The organism is Rhizobium esperanzae (assembly GCF_002204185.1).
GTDB classification, from domain to species: domain Bacteria; phylum Pseudomonadota; class Alphaproteobacteria; order Rhizobiales; family Rhizobiaceae; genus Rhizobium; species Rhizobium esperanzae.
Genome location: NZ_MXPU01000005.1, coordinates 17,229 through 38,612, shown reverse-complemented (window position 1 = coordinate 38,612; position 21,384 = coordinate 17,229). Strand labels below are relative to the sequence as shown.

Sequence of the window (21,384 nt, the reverse complement as noted above, 5' to 3'; positions counted from 1 at the left end):
GCTCGCTCAATTCGCCGCGTCGGCCGGCTTGCGCTTGTAAACGTGGATATAGTCGACGAGCAGGATGGAAGGATTTGGCGTTTCGTCGATCGGCCAGCCCGAGCCGAGCGCCAGGTTCACCAGCGGATAGAACGGCATATGGAACTCCTTCGGCGTGTCGAAGCTCCACAGGTACTGGCGATCCAGATAGAAGGTCGTCTTGTCGGCCTGGATATCGACGCCGTAGGTATGATACTCGCTGTTCAAAATTCCATCCTGGACGGTTTTCCAATAGCCGCCATTGGAATTCTCACCGCCATGGGCCTGGCGCCAGATATGAAAGCCCATGCTGAACTCGTAGGGCGCGCGTCCATAATATTCCAGCACGTCGATCTCGGCGGTGTATTTCGACCGGTCGAGCCCGATGAGCCAGAAGGCTGGCCAAACCCCTTTGCCCGGCGGCAGCTTCATCCTCGCTTCGAAATAGCCGAACTGCTGCGAGAAGCCTTCGCCTTTCGGGTTGACCGCCGAGAGCAGGCCCGACCGCCAGGTTCCATCCTCTCCCTTACGCGCTTCGATCTTCAGGATTCCCTGATCGGTCGTAAACGGAAAATCGGACGCCGGATCCGTGAAACGGGCGTCGCCGAAATCACCGTTCCAGGGCGTATGAGCGATCCAGCGGGAGCTTCTCTCTCCCCACGCCGAGACATCGAGGCTGTCGAAATTCTCCTCAAACGTCAGCTGATAGGCATTCATGTTGATCGGTTCCTGGGCGACGCTAGGCTGGCCGGGCAATGCCCCCAGACCGAGAACAACGAGCAGACCCAAACTCTTAGAAGATATGCCGTAACGCATTGCGCTCCTCCGAAACCGCCAAAATAATCGTTGGACTGCACCGGTCTTTCTCATGAAGTGAGAATTCCGTTTCGTCGCGGCATGAGCCGGTGAACGACGATGGTCTCGACGCCGGCGGGCCTTCCGAGAATCTGCCACAGCAACAGCGCGAAGACCCAAAAGATCGTCGCCGCCGCCGCGCCGCAAAGTGTCAGGCCGACTATCAGGCCGAAGCCGGCAGGCATGGCGGCGAGCTTGGGCCCCATCCAGAGCAGGAAAGCGATCATCGGCAGGCTCGCGGCCAGAGGCCTGCAAAAGGAAGTCAGCTGCGCGGCAAAACTCGCCCCGATCAACCGCTTTGTGATGACGAGCGACGCGGCATAAGCGACGAGAACCGCCACAACGCGCGCGCCGAGTGCACCCGCCACCTGGAAATAGACGATGCCGAGGACGGTGACCGGGACCCTGACCAGGAATTCGGCGAACATCCGCAAGGCGAGGGAACGGGTTTTGTCCATGACCATCGCCAATGCCGGCACTATGTTCGTCGGAAGACCGAGCAGGCTCACCAGACACAGCCATTGCAGAATTGGTACTGCGGATACCCATTTCTCGCCGACGAGGATACGCACCGTCGGCTCGGCCAGAAAGGCGAGTGCAATAAGAATGGGCGCCGCGACGAAGGTGATTGCACTCGTTGCCTTCAAATAGGCGGCAACCAGGTTGCGACGATCTTCGACAGTGGAGAACGCCGCCATCAGCGGGCGCAGCAACGGGCCGACAAAGGTCTGATAGGGAATGCCGGCAATATTGTCGGCGACGCTGAAAGCGCCAAATGTCGACAGCCCGGCAAAACGCGGCAAAAGCAGCCGGTCGAGCTGCCAGTTAATCGCGCTCAACACCTGCGATACGGTATTCCAGCTGATCATATCCTGGAAACGCTTCCATTCCGACAGGCTGAACTTCGGCTGCATCGGCGCAAAGACATAGGAGGTGATCATCGCCGCGGTCGGGCCGGCGACCGCCCCGACCGCGAGCCCCCAATAGCTGCCCGTTGCCGTGGCCACCCCTGCCGCGAACAGCAGCGTCGATCCTTTGGTCATGAGGTCGAGCGCAAACTCGCGTTTGAAATCGAAACGCTGCATGAAAAGGACCATGCGAGGACTGATCATGCTGCGCATGGAAGGCGCGATCGAAAGCACGGTGACAAGCGCAAAAAGTCGGGAATCGTCGTAGATCACGGCCATCGGCCAGGAAATGACCATCATCAGCAGGCTGATGGCCAACCCTCTCAGCAGGCTCAACGTGAAAGCCGTCGCAAACATCTCCTCGGAGGGGGACGGCTGACGCATCAGGGCCTGCGTCAAAGGCAAATCCAGGATCGATTCGATAATGACCAGAACCGACGTCGCAATGGCGACCAATCCGAAATCCGCAGGACTCAACAATCTTGCCAGGACAAGCAGACTGACGAAATCCAGCAGTCGCGCGAGGAATTTTCCGCCGATCGTCCAGATGCTCGCCGTCGCCGTCCTCTGAGATAGGCTTGACATGATCGGTCTATTCCTCGTCGGCAGATTGAGACGGTTTCGATCGCGGCAGCAAGACAGGCAGCTCCAGTCTTGCCCTCAGACCGGTCGTCTATTGAAGGCATCGACGGACCGGTCGGCATGGGTGGAGAGCTGTTGCTCGATGAGCCCGGCCATCCGATTGCGGAAAACCGCCGAGGAAAATTTCAGCGAATGCGCGCGGATGGCTTGCGGATCGATATCGTCCTCCACCTCTTCGAACGCCGCCATGGTTTCCAGCAAGGCCTCGGTGGTTTGCTCAGCGAAGCGAAAACCGACCTGCGGTGAAGATACCGTTTCCCTTGCGCCGCCGGCGTCGAAAGCGAGGACAGGCCGCCCTGATGCCATGGCTTCGACCGGCAGGATGCCAAAATCCTCCGTGCCCGGAAACAGCAGGGCGCGGCATCGCGAGAGGTGATCACGCAGGACATCGAACGGCTGGTGGCCGAGGAATTGGACGGTCGGGCCGGCGATCGATTTCAGATAGGGCAACTGTTCTCCCTCTCCGATCACGATGAGCTTACGCCCTGCCTCGGTACAGGCGCGAACCGCGATATCCGGCCGCTTATAGGCCGTCACCTGACCGGCATAGAGATAGAATTCGCCCTTCCCCTTCCCGACCGAAAAATCATCGGTGGCAACCGGGGGATGGATGACGATAGAGTCCCGATCGTAGAAGCGGCGAATGCGGTTTGCGACATAGTCGGAATTGGCGACGAACACGTCGACGCGGGAAGACGTCGTCACGTCCCAGGCGCGCAGCATCGGCGCGGTGACCGACATCAGGGCACGTCCCACCCAGGGCAGACCATGCCGATACACATGGAACTGATCCCAGATGTAGCGCATCGGCGAATGGCAGTAGCAGACATGGAGAGCGTCGGCGCGGGTAATGATGCCCTTGGCAGGCCCGGATTCGCTCGACAGCACGAGATCGTAGTCCTGCAGATCAAATTGCTCGAGCGCGAAGGGCATCAGCGGCAGCATCTTGGTGTAATGCCTCTGCGCGCCGGGAATCTTCTGCAGAAAGGACGTGCGGATGTTGCGCGTCTTGAGAAGATCGCTGATGCGATCCCGGTTGCAGACAAGCGTGAAGATGTCGGCCTGCGGAAACATGCGGCACAATTCTTCGACGACCTTCTCGCCGCCGCGCATCGAGACGAGCCAGTAATGGACGATGGCGACGCGCAGTTGCCTGGTTTCCTGGACACTTCCCGCCTCGACGACACGTCTTTTCGCCATTACGGGCGCATCGCCGAGAAATGCCCTTGCGTCGGAAAGAGAGGTTGTTGCTTTAAAGGTCAACGGAATACTCCTTGTGTCGCCACAGCGTCTGTCAGCTCGGGAACCACATTCGTCGAAAGCAGGCGGCAATATTCGGCAAGGAGCGCGTCGCGCCATTCCTCATGCGTCGAAGCGAGATCCGGCGACATCAGGAAGGCCCTCTCGCTCATGGCACGGATTTCGTGCCTTGGCATTTGGGCAAACCGCGTCAATGTCTCGGCAAAGGCAGCTTCGTCAGCCGTGTCGCAGGCAAACGCCATACCGGCGCGTTCCATCTCCTCGGCGAGAAAGGCGCTGCGCGACATGATGATCGGCAGGCCGCTCCTGGCCGCTTCGATCGCTACGAGACCGAAAGGCTCGGGATAACGCGATGGCATCAACAGGGCGCACGCCTTGCGGATGGTGGTGCCGATTTCCGCATGCGACTGCCAGCCGACGGCCCTGACGTGATCGCCGGAAGTTGCGACCAACGGCATCAGCGGCCCATCCCCAATCACGCAGAGCCTGGCGCCGGCTCTGCGTGTGGCGGCCACGGCGTCTTCCACGCCCTTTTCCTCGTCGAGCCGACCGATGAAGACAAACTCGTCGTTCGCCTCCGCCTCGACACGCTCTATCGACAAGGGGGCGACGGGATTGCGGATCGTCGTCAACCGCTCGGGCCGATAGCCGGCGCCGACGAGAAAGCCAGCCATCTTCTCATGCAGCAGGATGATCCGGCCGAAATCGGCTTCAGCCCTCAGCAAGCGGAGGATATTCGAGCCGCGGGCGACCCGCCATAATTTGTGCGAGTAACTTCTCTTGTCGCAAGCCGTCGCAATGCAGCCGGCACCGAGCGGATGCCGAAGGCAGATCTCTTGCGCCTGGTAATCGAAAAAGGCGCCATTGGGACAGGCGGTGAAGAAGTCATGCGCGTGAACCACGCAGCGTGCCGCGACCGGAGCCAGCGCCCTGAAAAGCGCGGGAGACAGGATCTGGTGCCAGCCATGGACGTGGTAGACGGTATTCGCCGTATCTCTTGCGGCAATCCAATTCGCGACCATGCGGGCAGCCGCACCATTGTGAATGCCGGTCACGAAAGCCTTCGCACGCTCGGCGCTCAGCAGGTCGCGGCTGTTCAATCCGACCATCGAGACCCCGAGGGCAGCGAGCTCCGCATTGGCGGCGTCATCCCCGCAAATATAAGTCACGGGAATATCGAGGCCGCGAAAAAGCTTGGCCGACAGCACCGCCAGCCCCGTCGCTCCGCCCCTGGCCACCGAGTAGTCGTCGATGACGACCACGCGATCGATCCTTGGCGTGCCGGGGCCTGGAAAGCGGCTGACATCTGCGGCGGATCGGAGGGCCTCGGAAAGCGACAGGTGCATCACTTCACCGAAAACGCGCCATTCGCACAGGCCTCGAGCGCCTTGCGGTTAAGAATTCGGATCCTACCCTGCCCTCCGTCGATAATCTTGCATTCCCGGAGGCGCCGTAGGCATTGATTGACCTTCTCGCGGGACGCCGGCAACGTCGCGGCCAGATCATTTTGCGAGATAGTCAGTTCGTTGCCGCTGTTTGCGGAATCTTTTCCGTAAACAGCCGAGAGCCGCAGCAACGTGCTCGCCAGTCTTGCCTGCAGGGTCGACGCCGCATTGGCGATTATTCTTTGTTCAAGCTCCGAGACACGCGCCAAAGCCCTTGAGAAGACTTTTTCGCGGAAGCACGGATCGGTGGCATACATGTCCCGCAGCAGCCGGCCCTCGAAGAAGTGCAGCTCGCAATTGGAACCGGCCCGGTATTCGAGGTTCAATGTCTGTCGGCGCAAAACCTCGAGCTCGCCGATCAGACCTGATTTCGCAATGATCTCGACGATGAATTCCCTGCCGTCAGGCAGCATCGTACTTGCACTGACCACCCCCGAATGCACGCGAGCGAACATGTCGACAAGAACGCCCGCCCCGGCAATGATCTCGCCGCGTCGGAAACGCCGTATGCTCGAGCGGCAGGAAAGGAAGTCGTCTTCGATGACAATGCGACTGTTGAGGTGAATGCCGCTGGCCGAGATCGCGGCTTTGCCGATGCCGGGCCTGCGATCGGATGCATGTATGATCCCGTCCATGCAATTCGCTCCTAATACTAAAATGGTCTCTCACCTATGCTGCATTGCATCAATTATATTGGATTATTACGTTAGTCAAATAACATCGGCGCCATCTAACGTAAAATTTAAATCTATCTTCAGAAAAATGCGAAAAACTCCTCGCATAAAATAGAACATTCTAAAATGCTATAATAGTTTCTACGATATCAGCCAAAATTGCTCATAAAGAAGACTTAGTGGTTTAAAAATAGCCGATTATTGAAATTGTGATATCAACACGATTGTTGAATTAACGCGCAGAATGATTACCAACAGCAGATTATAGAGCCAATTAAAAGAATTGATGACACAGATCTGTATTTGGAAATCTGCGTGAGGCTTCCTAGCATAAAGAATTAATTAACGATTATGACCTTGGTAACAGACAATCTGGGTGCGGCGCAGCAACCTTTCAACGGTTGTGACGGGCAATGTTTTGGAGACCGCGATGGCATGGGAAGCACATAGTGTTGAGGCTTGGTCACGCGTCGGACGGGCCGCTAAGGGTGACGATTTACCCGACGCCCGGCCTCGTGCAGCGAGTAGGTCGTCGAAGCGTGCGGTAGATCTTCTTGTTGCGATCACCGCCCTGATCCTGCTCTCTCCGCTTCTGCTGATCGTCGCGATGATCGTGAAACTCTCCGACCGCGGCCCTGTCTTCTATTCCCATACGCGCATCGGCTTCGGCGGAGCGCCGTTCGGATGCCTTAAATTTCGGACGATGAAGCCCGATGCGAGCGCTCAGCTCACGGAATTGCTGCAAAACAACCCGGCCGCCCGCAGCGAATGGGAAACGACGCGCAAGCTGAAGAACGACCCCAGGATCACCGCCGTCGGCGATATTCTCAGGCGCTCGAGCATCGACGAGCTTCCGCAGCTGATTAATATTGTCCGTGGCGAAATGAGCCTCGTCGGACCGCGGCCGGTCACAGCCGAGGAACTGCCGCGCTACGGCGAACACATGTGGGCCTATATGGCGGTCCGTCCGGGACTGACCGGTCAATGGCAGACCAGCGGGCGCAACGACGTCAGTTACGAGTTCCGGGTTTCTCTCGACGTCCACTATCTCAACAACTGGTCGCTTGCCCGAGACTTCGTCATCATCGCCAAGACTATTCCTGCGCTGTTTTCGCAGCGCGGATCGTACTGAGCGTTCAAGGGCAGACAGCCGACAGCGCCGGGATCGGAAAATGCGCCGATCCCGTGTCCCCTCCAAGCCGCCACTACCTGGTTATTCCTTGATTTCCCATTTTGGATTAGGACGACATGACCTCCAGCACGATCTTCAGCGGTGTCTCTGCCATATCCCTGCCTGCAGCAGCCACTGGCGGCGGGAATTCGCCGCTGACCCTGCGGGATATGCTCTTCTTTTTGAGAATGCGCTGGCACTGGATCGTCGTGACGACCATCGCATTTCTGGCAATCGCCGGAACCTACCTGCTGACCGCCGAACCGACCTTCGTTGCCAGCACGCAGCTTTTGATCTTCCCCCAGGTGAGCGGCTCTGAAGCGCAGAGGGCTTTCGCCGAAGATGCGTTCATCGAAGGACAGCTGGAGATCGCCAGATCGAGCGATGTCGTCGGCGGAGCGGTGGCGGCGCTTGATCTCGTCCATGATCCGGAGTTTGTCGATCAGACGCCTTCTCTGCAGGGCAGAGCGAAGAATTGGCTGACAGAGCTTTCCTCACAACTGGATACACCATCGCAAGACGCGACGGGCAACGGAGCGAGCGAAGCGCAACCGCAAACGCAGGAGGAGCGGCTCCACGACTGGGCAACCGCCAAACTGCTGAACATGATGGACATCCGCCGGATCGGAAGCTCGACCATCATCGAGATATCGGCTGCGGCATCGACCCCTCAGAAGGCCGTCGACATCGCCGACACGCTCGCCAGGCAATATATCCAGAAGAATATCTCGATGAAGGCCAACGCCGCCCGCCAGTACAGCGACTGGCTGGCGAAATTCATGGCCGAGCAACAGCGAGGGCTGGCGGAAGCCGCCAGCGCTCTGGCGAGCTTCACGAGCAATCCCCGCGACCAGTTCAAGCTTGCGGAGCTGCAAAGCGCAACGGATGCCCGCCGTACCCTTTATGAAAACACCTTGAACCAACTGACCGAAGCAAAGCAGCGCATCACCTATCCGATGTCCGACGCCACGATCGTCTCGCGGGCTATGTTGCCTCTTTCGAAGGCGAGACCGCGCAGCACGCTTATCGTCGCCTTTGCGGCGGCGGTCGGCCTTGGCGCGGGTCTCGCACTCGCAATGATAAGACATGCCAGTGACCGCCGGCTCGTCCGCCCGCATCAGATCGCTGAAACCTGTGGTCTGCCCTTCGTCACCGTTCTGGCGACATCAAGAAGATCACGCAACGGCCAGCCGGCGCCTTTCCTCGCCGCCGGCACGGGCAGCAGTACAGCCGCCTATTCGGTTATTCCAGGCATGACGGAGTTGAGCGCAACGGTCGTCGGGCTTCGGCGCAAACGCCGGATCGTCATCGGAGTGGTCGCCGTCAATCCCGGCAACGGAGCATCAACCATCGCAAGCGAACTTGCCGTGCTATCGTCGGCATCTGGAGCGAAGACACTTCTGATTGATGCGGCCGCACAGAAATCATCACTCAGCAAGTCGATTGCGCCCCATAGTACCAGCGGCCTCGTCGACGTGCTCGACAACGGCGAACTGATTCAGACGGCGGCCTTGCCCCTCAGCCCGACGCTGAAATTCCTTCCACTCGGCAAGGTCGACACCGTGACGCCGGCAATTCGTCTGAGTTCGCGCCGAACGCAATTGAGCTTCGCCGAGCTGAAAAAGGAATTCGACACCATATTTGTCGACATTTCCGCATTCTCTGCTTCGCCGGATGCCAATGCGATCGCGCCGGAGCTCGACGGTGTTCTGGTGGTCGCCTCGCACGGACGCACCTCGATCGACGACGCCATGCGCGTTATCGAGACGATGCGCAATGTCGGCGCGGAGATCCTCGGCGCGATCATCAACCACTCGCCGAAGAGCATACAGCCATGATCGCGCATTCGGCAAAAACCACAAGGCAGGACGGCTTGGTCGGACCGGCGCCTGTTTCTTCCGACACCGAAGCGATGGTCCGGAGCGCGAGCCGGCCATTGCGGATTTCCGTCGGAATTGCTTCGGCGGGACGTCCTTCGATCCTGCTGGAAACGGTCAATTACCTCGCCGGTCTGCCGGACCAGCCACAGCGGTTGATCGTCTGCGTGCCGGGGATCGACGATGCCGCCGGGCTCACCGACCGTCTCGACGTGGAAATCATTATCGGCAGCCGCGGCCTGACCTCTCAGCGCAACAGCATCATTCGGGCGTCCGCCGCCGACACAGATGTTCTGATCTTCCTGGATGACGATTTTATTCCGGCCGCAACCTTTCTGTCGCGAATGGCAGCCGTCTTTTCAGCGAAATCTGACGTCGCGATCGCCACCGGTGAGGTCCTGGCCGACGGCATCCTCGATGGGGGGCTCGACATGTCGAAGGCCCTGCAGGCTCTTCACACCGCCGGCGAAGGGTCCGACCGGGTGACGGATGTCTATAATGCCTACGGGTGCAATATGGCGGTTCGCCTCGCCCCCGTTCTCGAACACGCGCTGGCGTTTGACGAGCAACTGCCGCTCTATGGCTGGCTTGAGGATGTCGATTTCAGCAGGTCCATCGCCCACTACGGCAGATCCGTGCGCGTTGAAGGCGCCTGCGGAGTGCATCTCGGCGTCAGATCCGGGCGACAGCCTGGCCGCAGACTCGGCTATTCGCAGGTTGCCAATCCTGTCCACCTGATCCGCAAGGGCACGATGTCGAAAGGCCGTGCAATAGCACAGATCGGCCGCAACATCCTGGCGAACGCATCGGGCCTAGTGCTCAACGACCACTTGGTCGACCGATGGGGACGTTTGAACGGCAATTTGCTGGCGCTCACCGATCTTCTTGCGGGCCACGTCTCGCCATCCCGCATTCTCGAATTCGGCAATCCGCCCTCCCGCGCGCCCTCGCCGCCAATCGCAACGAAACGGAGATAGATCAATGCAGTCCACATTCTTGCTCGATCGCGTTATCTCCGCGGCCCTCGCCTTGCTGGTTTTCTGCTGCCCGACCGGCTGGAGCGTCGCCCACGCACAAACATTCACCCTCGTGCCGGAAGACAAGGTCAGACTGCGCGTCGTCGAATGGCGTTCCGCGGATTCCCGCTATGCCAGCTGGGAAGCTGTCGATGGCGTCTACACCATCGACGATACCGGTGACCTGTCGATCCCGATCGCCGGCCATGTACAGGCGACCGGAAAAACAACCGAAGAACTCGCCGATGCCGTCGCCAGTGCACTCGCCGAAAAGGCGGAACTTCCCGGCAAGCCATACATCGCCCTGGAGATAGTCGAGCATGCGCCGATCTTTGTGACCGGCACCGTTCAGACCCCGGGACGCTATCCTTTTGAACCGCGGATGACTGTCATGAAGGCCGTCAGCATCGCTGGTGGCTTTCTGCGGGAACGCGAGGACAATACCTATTTCGAGCGCGACCGGATTCAGGCAGCCGGAGCCTATCGAACCGCCGTCCTCAACCGGCGCGATCTCCTGATGCGGCAGGCGCGGCTGCGCGCGGAAATCGCCGGCGAGCAGAGCTTCGAGATTCCCGCCGAACTCGTGGGAACGCCCGACGTCGACAAGCTGAAGGCACAGGAATTGAACCTGATGCGGCTGCGCCGCGTCGATATCGACAGCCAGATCGAAGCGGCGAATGACCTCACCCGCCTCTACGGCCAGCAGGTCGAGTCGCTCGAGGCCAAGATCAGCTCGCAAAAGCGGCAGATTGACCTTGCCCAAAAGGAACTGGACAACGTCAACAGTCTGGTGAGCAAAGGGTTGGTCAGCAATTCCCGCCAGGTCTCCGTCGACCGCTGGGTTGCGGATGCACAAGGTACTCTGATCGATCTCGAAGTTGCCCTGACTACGGCTCGTCAGGGCCTTAGCGAGGCCGACCGTTCCAAGATCAATATCGTCAACAGGCAGAACAGCGAAAACCAGGAGCTGCTGAATCAGGTCAACCTCGCGATCGGCAGGGCAGCGATCGATATTCAGGTAGCCCAGCTTCTGGGCGAACAGGCCGGCTACGATGCTCAACTTGCGCAGATGAACATGGAGGCGCCGGGACTTGGCAGAGCGCAGAAGAACTACAGGATTGTGCGTCGCGACAACGACGGAACCACCAGCAACATCGTAGCCGACGAGCAAACCGCATTGCTGCCGCATGATCTCGTCGAGATCGGCTTGGACACCGATCTTCAGGCGCCGATTTCGCCGCTGCAGTCCGCGCCCCAGACGCAGAGCTCGACACACCCGTCATCTGATGTGGCCGGGGACAATCGAGCCGGCCGCGGCTGGATGTCCCAGGTGGGATCGAATTAGGAGACGATGATGATCAGCAACGACAGCTGGCGGCTTTCGCCTCGCCCATCATATCGACTTGCCGATGCCCGCATTCGGCCAAGGCAGTATTTCAGCTGTTTGCCAGGGTCAGGATTAGACGCATGTCGATAGAGCCGCTCGGTTTCATCGTTCTCCTGCTGGGCCTGCTCACCATGGTCAATGGCGCGCTTTTTGCAGTGACGACCCTCTGCCTGTTGACGCTGCTGGGAGCAGCGGCGGCTCTGCAATTGCCTGCGCTCGGTGGCAGCAGTGTCCAGCCAAGCCATCTAATGCTCCTGTTTATCGTTGCCGCCACCTTGTTGCGTCCGGTCCAGACGCAAGCGGCGCTGGCTAGCATCGCCTATCCGGGTCCCGGCTTCTGGTTTGCCGCCTACGTGCTGTTTTCCGTCGTGTCGTCTTTTTTCCTGCCGCGCATTTTCGCGGGCGCGACGCTCGTCTACTCCTCTGCGAGAGATGCGACGGGCATGATGTCGACGGTGGCCGCCCCCTTGTCGCCAGGCTCGTCCAATCTCAGCCAATCTGTCTATCTGCTCGGCGACCTCGCCTGCTTTGCGGTGGTGTCGGGACTTGCGAGGCTCGGATATCAGCGGTTCATCGCCCAGCAGTTGATCGTCGCATCAATCGCATGTTTTGCTCTGGCGTTGCTTGATATCGGAACGTTCCTGACCGGTCAGACCTACCTGCTCGACGTCATCAGAAACGCGAATTACACCATGCATACCGCCGAGACGATCAGCGGCTTCAAACGCATCGTCGGCGCCTTTCCCGAAGCAAGCATATACGGGACGGTCGCACTGGCCTATTTTTCGTTCACGCTTCTGCTCTGGCTGGAGCGTGTTCGAAGCCGTATGGCCGGCCTAGCAACGCTTTTCATCGGCCCGACGATCCTGCTCTGCACATCGACAACCGCCTATATCGCCGGGATTTTCGTTGTCTGCATGCTCGTGCTGTTCTGCTGCAAACATATGGTCGCAGGATCGGCAAAGACCTCGCACGTGACTTTCCTAGCGATAACCGTCTTCCTGATCCCTTGCGCCATCGTAGCCCTCAGTCTTATCCCCGATGCATGGAATTCCATCACCAGCCTCGTCAACACCACCGTGTCGGACAAACTCCAATCGCAGTCCGGCGAGGAGCGCACCGCCTGGAACACGCTGGCATTGATCGCATTCGTCGATACCGCGACCTTCGGCGCCGGCCTCGGAACGGTTCGAGCATCGAGTTTCATCGCCGCATTGTTGTCCAACATCGGATTGACCGGCACGCTTCTCTTCGCCGCCTTCTTGTACAGCCTTATCAGAGCCTCCGGCCGGCACGTCTCCGGCGATCGGGAGACGCATGCTATCGGAAACGCCGCCATTATGGCATCGATCTCACAGATCGCCTCTGCGGCGATTTCAGGAAGCGGCACCGATCTCGGCCTGCTGTTCAGCACCACGGCGGGTTTGGCGGCCGGTTGCCTGGCCACCCCCTATGTGTCGTGGCATCGGGTGGCCCGACCTGTCGCAAATCGGCATCACCCGGAGGCATCGGCATCTCTCAGGAGAGCGCCGGTGTTTGCAACGTGATGACCTCAGTCGCGAATTTCGTTCAAGGCCGAGGACGGTACACCCTTGCAGCGATGCGCACGCCCGGGCAGATTCGCAGCCAGTCGCCGGCGCCGCATCCGTCGGGAAATGCTGGTAAAGTCAAAAGCTCGGAGGAACGCGATTCCGCACCCCTCTCCTGGGAAGGACCGGCGACCGATCCTATTTCGCCGTCAGCCTTGCCGGCGCTCGCTGGTGGCTGTGACGCTATCGGCGGCGGAATCGTTTTGTCGCAGCCTGGCGCTACGCCGCGCGAAACCCGACAGGAAGACCCCTGCCAGGTAGCCGATTTCCATGAGCGCGAGGAAAGCGATACCGGAAACGACCGCCCCGATCAGCGAAGACCCGTCGGCGAAAGCCACACTGCCGAAGCCGAATGCCACAAGGATTGCGAATATCGCGAAGGCCCAGGCGCGGATCGAAGCGCCGGCAGCTATCGAAATCACGGCCGCCACCAAGGTGGTGATCAGCATGACGATCTTCCCTCCCTCTGCATTTCGATCAGAGTCCCGGCACCAGTCGTCTTGCCGCAGTTCAAGATGTCGAAACACAGCCCTGTGACAGGCGCGGCATTCTTCATGATGAGCGTCTCAACAATGGAGTACACAAAAACCGCCGGCGGCCGGATGCGGTTTCAACGAACGAGCGGTCCGGCGATCCGCAATATATACCGAACCGGACTGTCATACGACAGGCCTGCCGGATCGATCAACAACTGTTCCCTCTACCCTGAAGAGAGCAGCCATTCACTCGCATTGAAGACAACCGGAAGGGTGATGACATGAACAATCAGTGCGTTGTCTACGTCACGGATGTCGAATATTCATTTCCAACTATTCTTTCCGCGCTCCAGGCTCGCAAATTCGCAAGCTCCGCAACCGACGTTTGCGTGCTTATGTCTGAACGTCTGGATAATTTCAGCGAGTTGAAAGCCCTGCTCGCCGCGAGCGGGGTCGAATTGGCAGATGCGACCGATGCACTGCAGGACTCGCTCGGCAAGCTCGACAGTTCGCATTTTCAGGGGCGCATCAGCGTCAGCACGATGGCCAAATTGGTCCTTTGCGAGATCCTGCCCGCCCATTACAGCCAAATCATCTATCTTGATGGCGATACCCAGATCGTCAGCGATCTCGGCAAACTCGAAAACGCCACCGTGCCTGAGGGCCGGTTTTTCGCGGCCCGCGATTACACGGCAATTCAGGACTTCCTCAATACTGGAAAGGACAACCACTACTTCAATGCGGGGGTCCTGAAATTCCATCGCAACGGCTGGATCGGACAGGAGGCGCTTGAGCTTTTTGCCAGCAACCCCGAGGCTTGCGAGGGCAAACACGATCAGGGCGCATTGAACCATGTTTGCGGTTCGTCGCTCATCCTCGTATCCAACCGCTGGAACTTTCCCAAGCAGTTTCTGCATCTGGTGAACATGTCGTCGCTGGCGATCGTCCACTATATGGCGCATCCGAAGCCATGGCATGGAACCTTCTTTCCATGGACCGATCGGGAAAGCCAAGTTTATGTCGATCTGCGCAAAGCCCATCCTATTTACAACGCGCTCTATCGCGGAATAAGCCTCGATCGGAAGATACTCTATAAATATCGGTCGATGCGGGCACGCATCGAACACGCGATCGAGAGGAACGGCCCCCACCCGCGGGTCCAGAGCCTGCTGGTTGGCGATTACGCCGTATGATGACCGCATATTGTTCCCACCAGCCGAAATTGCTCTGTGCTCCGTCCGTCGGGCTTCTCGAAGCAAGGCTAATGATTCCGGGAACGGATAATGTTCAGGATGGAATATGAGTTATCGGGTTTCCGTCGCCAGTATCTCGCATTACGCAAAAGCCCGCCTGCGCCGGTCGCTCAAGGCTCGGCAGGTTCGCGATGACGTGCTGCGCAGCGGGCTCAGGCAGGCCCGCCACGTCGTCATCTCAGTCATCCGTGACGAAGGCCACCGGCTGGCATTCTTCCTGCAATATTATCGTAATCTCGGTTTCGAACATTTTATCTGCATCGACAACGGCTCGACGGACGGAACGGCCGAATTGCTATCCGGCTTCGACGATGTCTCGCTCCTATCAGCTCATGGCTCCTACAAGGCGGCAAGGTTCGGAAACGACTGGATCAACGAGGTCATCAACCGGTACTGCCGGGAGAAATGGGTCCTTTATGTCGATGCAGACGAGTTCTTGGTCTATCCCCATTGCGACTCCTGCCCGATCGATCAGCTGACCGCTTATATCGAATCCACCGGCGGTCATTCCCTCCGCTCGGTCATGATCGACATGTACAGCTCGCGTCCGGTTCTCGAAAACATATGCGAACCCGGCCGCAATCCGCTCGAGGTCTGTAATCTTTTCGACCGATCCGGCTATGTCGCTCATTTCGACGAACGCAACGGGACGATATGGATCAAAGGCGGCGTTCGCGGCCGCATCTATTTTCGTGATCGGCTCTGGGATGGGCCGGCGCTCAACAAGATCCCCCTCGTCTATGTGACAGGTGAACGGCTGTTTCTCAAATCATCGCACCAGGTCTGGCCGCTTTCCCTGAATCTGGGCGACATGCGCGGCGCGCTCGGCGTATCCGGCGCCCTTCTTCACTTCAAATTCCTATCGACCTTCGTGCACAAGGTTGCCGATGCCGCCCACCGTTCTCAGCATACGGAAGAATACACCGTTTACTCCTCCGACAAGGACATGGGCGACTTCGTCCATGACGATACGGGCACTTACACGAGCTGGAAGGACTTGTCCGATCACGGGCTTATTCAAGGTGAAGGCTGGAAAAACTGGAAAAACATCTCCGGGAGCGAAATCTAAACAGTCCCAGCAAGATATGCAGCGGGTTCGGTCAGCGACCGCAAATCCCGATGATCTCTTTGCTGAGCCGGGCATCCTCGCTCAATGACCAAAGTCCCGGTGGGCGGTCGAGAAGCTTACTTCAAAACCGCGCCGGCCAATTCCCGTCTCGTGCCGCGTTGCAGGTAGAGGTTCTCGAGCCAGGTCACCTGTCTCCTCAATTCCAACGCCGGCTTTTCGATGAATCGCCATGAGAAGGCGGCAAAACAAGTGACAATGATGCTGCAGACGATCCCATTCAGCCACCAGTTATGCGCCCAGGGTCCGAGCGCGACGAAGGCCTGCTGGATGGGATAGCCATAGAGGAATACGCCATAGGAATAGTCGGCCCCCTGAAGCACTCCGAGCTTGCGGGGCGAGGTCAGGCCGAGAAAGACCGTTACATATCCAATAGCCGGAATGGCAACGAAGTCCCCAAAAGAGCTGAACCAGTAAGCCCACAATATGACGGCAACAGAAGCGATGAAGATGCGGACATCCCACAGAATCTTGTCCTTGTAGAGATAAATCGTCACGCCCAGGAGGAAGGCGCCGATCAGCAGGTTCCCCGACGCGGTCGTCGGCATGAATGCCCAGTTGCTCTCATGCTTCCAATATCGCGCAAGCCCAAAACCTACGAACAACGCCGTCGTTGCGACGAGCGCGAGCACGCGCCGCCTGACCACGCCGAGCAGGAAAAGCACGGCGATCGCGACGTAGCATTCAAGTTCGAAGGGCACGGTCCAGAGCTGCCCGTTTACCATCGCGGCGTCAGGATTGCTCAGGAACACCCCCGGAAGATTGAAGTGAATGTGCCCGGTGACATTCAGCAGATAGGTAAAAAACTGGGGCTCGGTGAAGTAGTTACTGAGGTCATACTCGGTATAGATCGCTCCCAGTATAAAAGCAGCCAGCAACACTTCCACTGCGAGGGCGGGATAAATCCGGATAAATCGATTGCCAAGAAAAGAGATCAACGTCTTCGAGCGCCCTAGACTGCCGGCAACCAGGAACCCACTCAATGCAAAGAACATGGGCAGCACCGACTTGATAAAGGGACGCAGGGGCGTTTCCCACAAAAACAGATCATCGCCGTAGGTGACACGAGCCGTATGGATCCAAAGCACCGAAAAGGCCAACAGCAATCGCATGTAGTCAAATCCTGTCGGCCGCCCCTTCGCCAGATCAAGTTTTTCGCCGAGAACCATCAGTGCCCCTTTCAGAAGTTTTGACGCAATCGCAAGCATCATTGCCGGCTCGGGGACACGTGTCAGTGACCGCAGCTACATCAGGAAAAAATTGAGGGACTGCCCGTCGTCGGGACGAATAGCTGACCATCGCTCCAATGGCCCCGTGCTGCACGAGGCGCCGCCGATGGTCGGAGACGAATGCGGGCGACCGGGCAGCGAATTGGATGAGGAGACGATGAAATTTCTGGCCGCTTTGTTCTGTATCGTTCTCGCCTTGATCGGATTGGGCTTGATGGGAGGCGGCGCCTTGCTGCTGAGCCTCGGCGGCTCCTCCTATTACGCAATCACAGGACTTGCCTATCTCGTTGCAGCCGTTCTGCTATGGCGCCGGACGCCGCTGGGCGCACTCATCATCCTGCTTGTCGTCGTTTTCACCCTTCCCTGGGCATTGTGGGAGTCGGGCACCAATTTCTGGGGGCTCTTCGCACGCTTGATGTCCCCCATTGCGCTGGCGGGATTTGCGTTTCTTTTTGCACCAGCACGTTTGCCGACCGCCAACCGAAAGCTTTTCCACGGCGGCGCCCTGCTTGCCGCCATTCTGTTTGCTGCAGGCTTTGGTCTTGCTTTCACGCCGCATGAGGCGATCCGCCCCTCCGGCGATATCCCTACCTACAAGACGGTCCGAGGCGACAACTCCCCCTCCCACTGGACATCCTATGGCCGCGGCACGGAGGGAGATCGCTATTCCCCATTCGATCAGATCAATCGCGGCAACGTTGCCAGGCTCGATCTTGCCTGGACATATCGCAGCGGCAGAGGCGACGGCGTCGACCAGAACACGCCTTTGCAGATCGGCGATACCGTCTACACTTGCACGCCGACGGATGTGATCGCCGCCCTTGATGCCGATACGGGAAAACCCCGCTGGACCTTCGACCCCAAGGCGTCGGCGCCCTATTGGCAGCGTTGCCGCGGCCTCGGCTATTATAAGATGCCGGAGGAAAGCCGATCACCCGATGGTCTCTGCGACGAGCGCCTGATACAGACGACGATCGATGCCCGCCTCCTCGAGATCGACAGCAAAACCGGCGCGCCATGCACGGGCTTCGGCGACAACGGCACCGTGCAGCTCTCTCAGGGCATGGGTGAAATCAAGACCGGCTACTATTTCCAGACATCGGCTCCGCTGATTGCCCGCAACCTGATTGTCATCGGAGGCTGGGTCACGGACAATCAGGAGGTCGGCGAGCCGTCAGGCGTCATTCGCGCATTTAATGTGGTCACCGGCGGGCTCGAATGGGCTTGGGATCTCGGTAATCCGGCGATCACCAAGCTTCCGCCGGCAGGCGAGACCTACACCCGCGCCACGCCCAATATGTGGACGACAGCCGCCTTCGACGACAAGCTCGGCCTCATCTATGCCCCGCTCGGCAATACCACGCCGGATTATTACGGCGCCAATCGCCCGGCTTTCGCCGATCAGTACAACGCGACATTGGTGGCGCTCGATGTGACGACAGGCCGGGAGCGATGGAAATTCCAGACCGTGCATCATGATATCTGGGACTATGATCTGCCGGCCCAACCGGTGCTGATCGACCTGCCTGACGGCAATGGTGCCACCGTGCCGGCCATCTTGCAGACCACCAAACGTGGGCAGCTTTTCCTGCTCAACCGTCAGACCGGCCTTCCCCTCGCCGAAGTTCAGGAAAAGCCGGTGCCGCAGACAGGAGGCGCGCCGGAAGAGAAGCTGTCGCCGACACAGCCCTATTCCGTCGGCATGCCGACGATCGGTGCGGAACGTGTCACGGAGCAGCGGGCCTGGGGTCTGACGATGTTCGATCAGCTGGCCTGCCGCATCGCCTTTCGCAAGATGCGCTACGACGGCGATTTCACCCCGATCGGCACGCATCCTGCAATTCAGCAGCCGGGAAATCTGGGCGGCCTCAACTGGGGAAGCGTCTCGGTCGACCTGCCCAACAACCGCGTCTTCATGAACGACATTCGCGTCCCCAGCATCTTCGCGCTCGTGCCGCGGGCCGATTACGTCGATTTTGCCCTCGTCACGACCGCACACGGCCCCTCCGCCCCGCAGCGCGGCACGCCCTATGGCATGACGACCGAGAAGTGGACGTCAAGACTGCGCATTCCCTGCACGCAACCGCCATGGGGCACGGTGACGGCAGTGGATCTGAACACACGCAAAATCGCATGGCAGGTGCCGGCTGGGACTGCCGAACAGCTCGGACCATTCAAGATCAAGATGAATTTGCCCATGTCGATGGGCTTGCCGACCTATGCGGGTACATCGGCGACTGCCGGCGGCCTCGTCTTTTTTGCCGGCTTCCAGGACTATTATATCCGCGCCTTTGACGCCGAGAACGGCAGCGAGCTCTGGAAATATCCTTTGCCGGTCGGCTCGAGTGCGACGCCGATGACCTACGTCTCACCGAAGACCGGCAAGCAATATGTTCTGGTCTCGGTTGGCGGAGCAGCAAATTCGACTGACGTCGGCGACTATGTATTCGCCTTCTCCCTAAGAGACGGGAATTAGCCAGCCGATCAGACGAAGCCACATGGCACCGCTTGATCGTGTCGTGAGTGATCGGCTATCTCAAGCATGCGGCTGATCCGCTTGCGAACACCGTCCTTTAAGATCGTCCGCTAGCTATTGCCAGCGCAAAAGATTGACTGGCAGTAGATGATGGCATCACGGCCATGCACTGGCCATGTCTGATCCTCTTACTGGGCAAGGCTTCGAGTAAGCCAAACTACCCTCGCAGGGGGATCGGCAGCCCAGTCATTTTGCCCGAAACCGCGAGTGACACGACGCGCAGGTCTGCAGCATCAGGTGAAACGCATGTTCTGCCGACATGGCAGACATCGAACCCTCGCTCCTGATGCGCGTACCAAGCGGCCCTCCGCCGACGGAACACAGAGCGTCCATTGATCACCCTCACCAAGACGATCATCACTCAAAGCTGGCACTCGGTGACCAGGCGCGCTGCAGCAGCATTTGCGCTGGCTGCATATTGATTCTTCCGTCACCGACGACCGCGTCGTCAAATATGACGATTTTGTTGACCCGTATTTCCTATCTGCAGGAGCATCTTACCGGAAGAGCCCCTTATCCTGGCTTCAAGCCTCCCCGAGCTGCCGCCTGGCGAAGCGTCCGCCTGTCAGCGGGCCAGTTCCATCATCAGCACTGTCGGGATGCCGACATAAATCGAGAGGCATATCATGTATCGCCGTCGCTTCCTGAAGACGCTCGCCGTGAGTGCGGCAGTCGTCTCGCCTATCCTCAATTCCATCCGCGCCCATGCAAACCATGTTCCCGCCGATCTGGTCATCGGAAAGAGAACCCTGGACGTCAATGGCAAGGCCGCCACCATCTTAGGACTGGCCAACCGCAGCGGCAAGCCCGGCCTCGTGCTGGACCCAGGCACGGACCTCGACATCCGCCTCCTCTACGAGACATCCGAAGACACCCTCATCCACCGAGGTCGTGGTGGAATTCGATACCGCCAATCCCGGTCGTTGGCCGCTCCACTGCCACCACCTGTACCACATGGCGACGGGGATGATGACGTACATCGCTTACGAGGGCGCGATCTGATCAGCAAGCTCGGGCTCCCGCATCCGGCAAGCTCTGGCGACCCGGGAACCAACGCGCCGATGCAAGGTTAAGGCGTATGCCTCCGAGTTGTTGCCTCGGAAACATCCTGGAGCGGTTCAGCTTTTCACGGAGCGCAGAACCCCTCTAACCTTTTGGATTTACGCGATTCCGGAGGGAAGACGGCTTCGCACTTTTCCTGGAATTGCTCTAACCGCCTTCCGACTCGGTCCGAAGGCCGGAAGGAGGCTAGCAATGCGCAATCACCACAATTCCCGACATGGGGGGATGAGCAGGCATTCCTATTCCATGTTCGCTGCCAACATGATCCTCAGCCTCATCGTCATGTACTTCGTGATGTTCTCGATGATCGATGGCTGGAGCGATTTCCGGAACAATCTCAACATGCTCTACATGGCGCTGACGATGGTGGCCCCGATGGGCATCATCATGCTCGCCACCATGGGCGGCATGTACGGGAACAGGAAGCTGAACGCCGCCATCCATGTCGGCCTGGCGATCCTGTTCGTCGCGGCCTTTGCAGGCACTCGCACTCAGGCTCTCATAGGCGACCGCCAATTCATCGCCTCGATGGTGCCTCATCATTCAGGCGCAATCCTCATGTGCCGGGAAGCAGCCCTCAACGATCCCGAACTGGTCGCGCTCTGCGCCAACATCTCGAGCGGCCAGCGTGCGGAGATCGAGCAGATGAACGCGATCCGCACGCGCCTGGATCAGGGCGCGCGGTAAGCGCTTGCGGATGTCAAGAAGGCAATCGAGACAGCCGCTCCAGCCTCGTCGACCAGGCTAAACCATTTGCCTATACGATCCTATCGAAAGCGCGCGCTTGGCAAGCGACCTTCGCCACATCCGGACCGGCTCGATCTTGCTCCGTCGATGACAATAATCTTGTGAAAAATCCG

16 protein-coding genes and 2 pseudogenes are annotated in these 21,384 nt (G+C 59.0%); 10 read left to right on the top strand and 8 right to left on the bottom strand.

The window, feature by feature from the left end; translation table 11 throughout:
* Positions 1-6: 6 nt before the first annotated feature.
* The 5 genes from B5E41_RS08600 to B5E41_RS08580 all read right to left on the bottom strand — a co-directional run bounded on the left by B5E41_RS08600 (position 7) and on the right by B5E41_RS08580 (position 5,763).
* Positions 7-834, bottom strand: a complete 828-nt coding sequence (locus B5E41_RS08600) for a glycoside hydrolase family 16 protein (protein WP_088392762.1) — start codon at positions 832-834, stop codon at positions 7-9.
* Positions 835-884: 50 nt separating this feature from the next.
* A complete protein-coding gene (locus B5E41_RS08595; RefSeq protein WP_088392760.1) occupies positions 885-2,366 on the bottom strand; it encodes a lipopolysaccharide biosynthesis protein in 1,482 nt (493 codons plus the stop codon).
* A 75-nt stretch (positions 2,367-2,441) separates the two neighbouring features.
* Positions 2,442-3,686 carry a glycosyltransferase family 4 protein gene (locus B5E41_RS08590; protein ID WP_088392758.1) on the bottom strand — a complete coding sequence of 415 codons (1,245 nt, stop codon included), beginning with the start codon at positions 3,684-3,686 and terminating at the stop codon, positions 2,442-2,444.
* Positions 3,683-5,029 (bottom strand): glycosyltransferase family 4 protein, encoded by a 1,347-nt coding sequence (locus tag B5E41_RS08585; RefSeq protein ID WP_088392756.1) that lies wholly within the window; start codon positions 5,027-5,029, stop codon positions 3,683-3,685. Before B5E41_RS08585 ends, B5E41_RS08590 begins: the two co-directional genes overlap by 4 nt.
* Positions 5,029-5,763, bottom strand: coding sequence for a Crp/Fnr family transcriptional regulator (locus B5E41_RS08580; RefSeq protein ID WP_088392754.1), 735 nt, complete (start codon positions 5,761-5,763; stop codon positions 5,029-5,031). Before B5E41_RS08580 ends, B5E41_RS08585 begins: the two co-directional genes overlap by 1 nt.
* Positions 5,764-6,232: 469 nt before the next feature.
* On the opposite strand from B5E41_RS08580, the gene B5E41_RS08575 reads away from it, so the two are divergent.
* The 5 genes from B5E41_RS08575 (at position 6,233) to B5E41_RS08555 (ending at position 12,800) form a co-directional block, all read left to right on the top strand.
* Positions 6,233-6,934 (top strand): sugar transferase, encoded by a 702-nt coding sequence (locus B5E41_RS08575; RefSeq protein ID WP_088392752.1) that lies wholly within the window; start codon positions 6,233-6,235, stop codon positions 6,932-6,934.
* Positions 6,935-7,050: 116 nt separating this feature from the next.
* A complete protein-coding gene (locus B5E41_RS08570; RefSeq protein ID WP_088392750.1) occupies positions 7,051-8,811 on the top strand; it encodes a polysaccharide biosynthesis tyrosine autokinase in 1,761 nt (586 codons plus the stop codon).
* Between the two features lie 74 nt (positions 8,812-8,885).
* Complete coding sequence (locus tag B5E41_RS08565; RefSeq protein ID WP_425350122.1) at positions 8,886-9,827, top strand: glycosyltransferase family 2 protein; 942 nt, start codon at positions 8,886-8,888, stop codon at positions 9,825-9,827.
* Between the two features lie 4 nt (positions 9,828-9,831).
* The gene (locus B5E41_RS08560; RefSeq protein ID WP_088392746.1) at positions 9,832-11,211 is read left to right on the top strand and encodes a polysaccharide biosynthesis/export family protein; all 1,380 of its coding nucleotides are present in this window, start codon (positions 9,832-9,834) and stop codon (positions 11,209-11,211) included.
* Between the two features lie 122 nt (positions 11,212-11,333).
* Complete coding sequence (locus tag B5E41_RS08555; RefSeq protein WP_088392744.1) at positions 11,334-12,800, top strand: hypothetical protein; 1,467 nt, start codon at positions 11,334-11,336, stop codon at positions 12,798-12,800.
* A 191-nt stretch (positions 12,801-12,991) separates the two neighbouring features.
* Here B5E41_RS08555 and B5E41_RS08550 read toward each other — a convergent pair whose 3' ends face one another.
* Positions 12,992-13,291, bottom strand: coding sequence for a hypothetical protein (locus B5E41_RS08550; RefSeq protein WP_088392742.1), 300 nt, complete (start codon positions 13,289-13,291; stop codon positions 12,992-12,994).
* Positions 13,292-13,599: 308 nt separating this feature from the next.
* On the opposite strand from B5E41_RS08550, the gene B5E41_RS08540 reads away from it, so the two are divergent.
* A complete protein-coding gene (locus B5E41_RS08540; protein ID WP_088392740.1) occupies positions 13,600-14,511 on the top strand; it encodes a glycosyltransferase family 8 protein in 912 nt (303 codons plus the stop codon).
* A 106-nt stretch (positions 14,512-14,617) separates the two neighbouring features.
* The gene (locus B5E41_RS08535; RefSeq protein ID WP_088392738.1) at positions 14,618-15,640 is read left to right on the top strand and encodes a glycosyltransferase family 2 protein; all 1,023 of its coding nucleotides are present in this window, start codon (positions 14,618-14,620) and stop codon (positions 15,638-15,640) included.
* Between the two features lie 116 nt (positions 15,641-15,756).
* Here the strand turns inward: B5E41_RS08535 and B5E41_RS08530 are convergent, their stop codons facing one another.
* Positions 15,757-16,866: an acyltransferase family protein gene (locus B5E41_RS08530; protein WP_088393227.1), complete on the bottom strand. Its 1,110-nt coding sequence runs from the start codon at positions 16,864-16,866 to the stop codon at positions 15,757-15,759.
* A 217-nt stretch (positions 16,867-17,083) separates the two neighbouring features.
* Between B5E41_RS08530 and B5E41_RS08525 the strand changes: the two genes are divergently transcribed.
* Positions 17,084-19,402, top strand: coding sequence for a membrane-bound PQQ-dependent dehydrogenase, glucose/quinate/shikimate family (locus tag B5E41_RS08525; RefSeq protein WP_088392736.1), 2,319 nt, complete (start codon positions 17,084-17,086; stop codon positions 19,400-19,402).
* Between the two features lie 246 nt (positions 19,403-19,648).
* Here B5E41_RS08525 and B5E41_RS32125 read toward each other — a convergent pair.
* Positions 19,649-19,777, bottom strand: a pseudogene (locus tag B5E41_RS32125) (cytochrome C); the annotation flags it as partial.
* A gap of 558 nt (positions 19,778-20,335) precedes the next feature.
* On the opposite strand from B5E41_RS32125, the pseudogene B5E41_RS32660 reads away from it, so the two are divergent.
* Positions 20,336-20,464: pseudogene (locus tag B5E41_RS32660) on the top strand (multicopper oxidase domain-containing protein); the annotation flags it as partial.
* A 252-nt stretch (positions 20,465-20,716) separates the two neighbouring features.
* The gene (locus B5E41_RS08505) at positions 20,717-21,211 is read left to right on the top strand and encodes a DUF305 domain-containing protein (RefSeq protein WP_088392730.1); all 495 of its coding nucleotides are present in this window, start codon (positions 20,717-20,719) and stop codon (positions 21,209-21,211) included.
* Positions 21,212-21,384 lie beyond the last annotated feature (173 nt).

Bases quoted from the DNA above. Each gene is read 5' to 3' on its own strand.
- B5E41_RS08600 (WP_088392762.1), bottom strand. From the start codon at position 834: ATGCGTTACGGCATATCTTCTAAGAGTTTGGGTCTGCTCGTTGTTCTC.
- B5E41_RS08595 (WP_088392760.1), bottom strand. From the start codon at position 2,366: ATGTCAAGCCTATCTCAGAGGACGGCGACGGCGAGCATCTGGACGATC.
- B5E41_RS08585 (WP_088392756.1), bottom strand. From the start codon at position 5,029: ATGCACCTGTCGCTTTCCGAGGCCCTCCGATCCGCCGCAGATGTCAGC.
- B5E41_RS08580 (WP_088392754.1), bottom strand. From the start codon at position 5,763: ATGGACGGGATCATACATGCATCCGATCGCAGGCCCGGCATCGGCAAA.
- B5E41_RS08575 (WP_088392752.1), top strand. From the start codon at position 6,233: ATGGCATGGGAAGCACATAGTGTTGAGGCTTGGTCACGCGTCGGACGG.
- B5E41_RS08570 (WP_088392750.1), top strand. From the start codon at position 7,051: ATGACCTCCAGCACGATCTTCAGCGGTGTCTCTGCCATATCCCTGCCT.
- B5E41_RS08565 (WP_425350122.1), top strand. From the start codon at position 8,886: ATGGTCCGGAGCGCGAGCCGGCCATTGCGGATTTCCGTCGGAATTGCT.
- B5E41_RS08560 (WP_088392746.1), top strand. From the start codon at position 9,832: ATGCAGTCCACATTCTTGCTCGATCGCGTTATCTCCGCGGCCCTCGCC.
- B5E41_RS08555 (WP_088392744.1), top strand. From the start codon at position 11,334: ATGTCGATAGAGCCGCTCGGTTTCATCGTTCTCCTGCTGGGCCTGCTC.
- B5E41_RS08550 (WP_088392742.1), bottom strand. From the start codon at position 13,291: ATGCTGATCACCACCTTGGTGGCGGCCGTGATTTCGATAGCTGCCGGC.
- B5E41_RS08540 (WP_088392740.1), top strand. From the start codon at position 13,600: ATGAACAATCAGTGCGTTGTCTACGTCACGGATGTCGAATATTCATTT.
- B5E41_RS08535 (WP_088392738.1), top strand. From the start codon at position 14,618: ATGAGTTATCGGGTTTCCGTCGCCAGTATCTCGCATTACGCAAAAGCC.
- B5E41_RS08530 (WP_088393227.1), bottom strand. From the start codon at position 16,866: ATGGTTCTCGGCGAAAAACTTGATCTGGCGAAGGGGCGGCCGACAGGA.
- B5E41_RS08525 (WP_088392736.1), top strand. From the start codon at position 17,084: ATGAAATTTCTGGCCGCTTTGTTCTGTATCGTTCTCGCCTTGATCGGA.
- B5E41_RS08505 (WP_088392730.1), top strand. From the start codon at position 20,717: ATGCGCAATCACCACAATTCCCGACATGGGGGGATGAGCAGGCATTCC.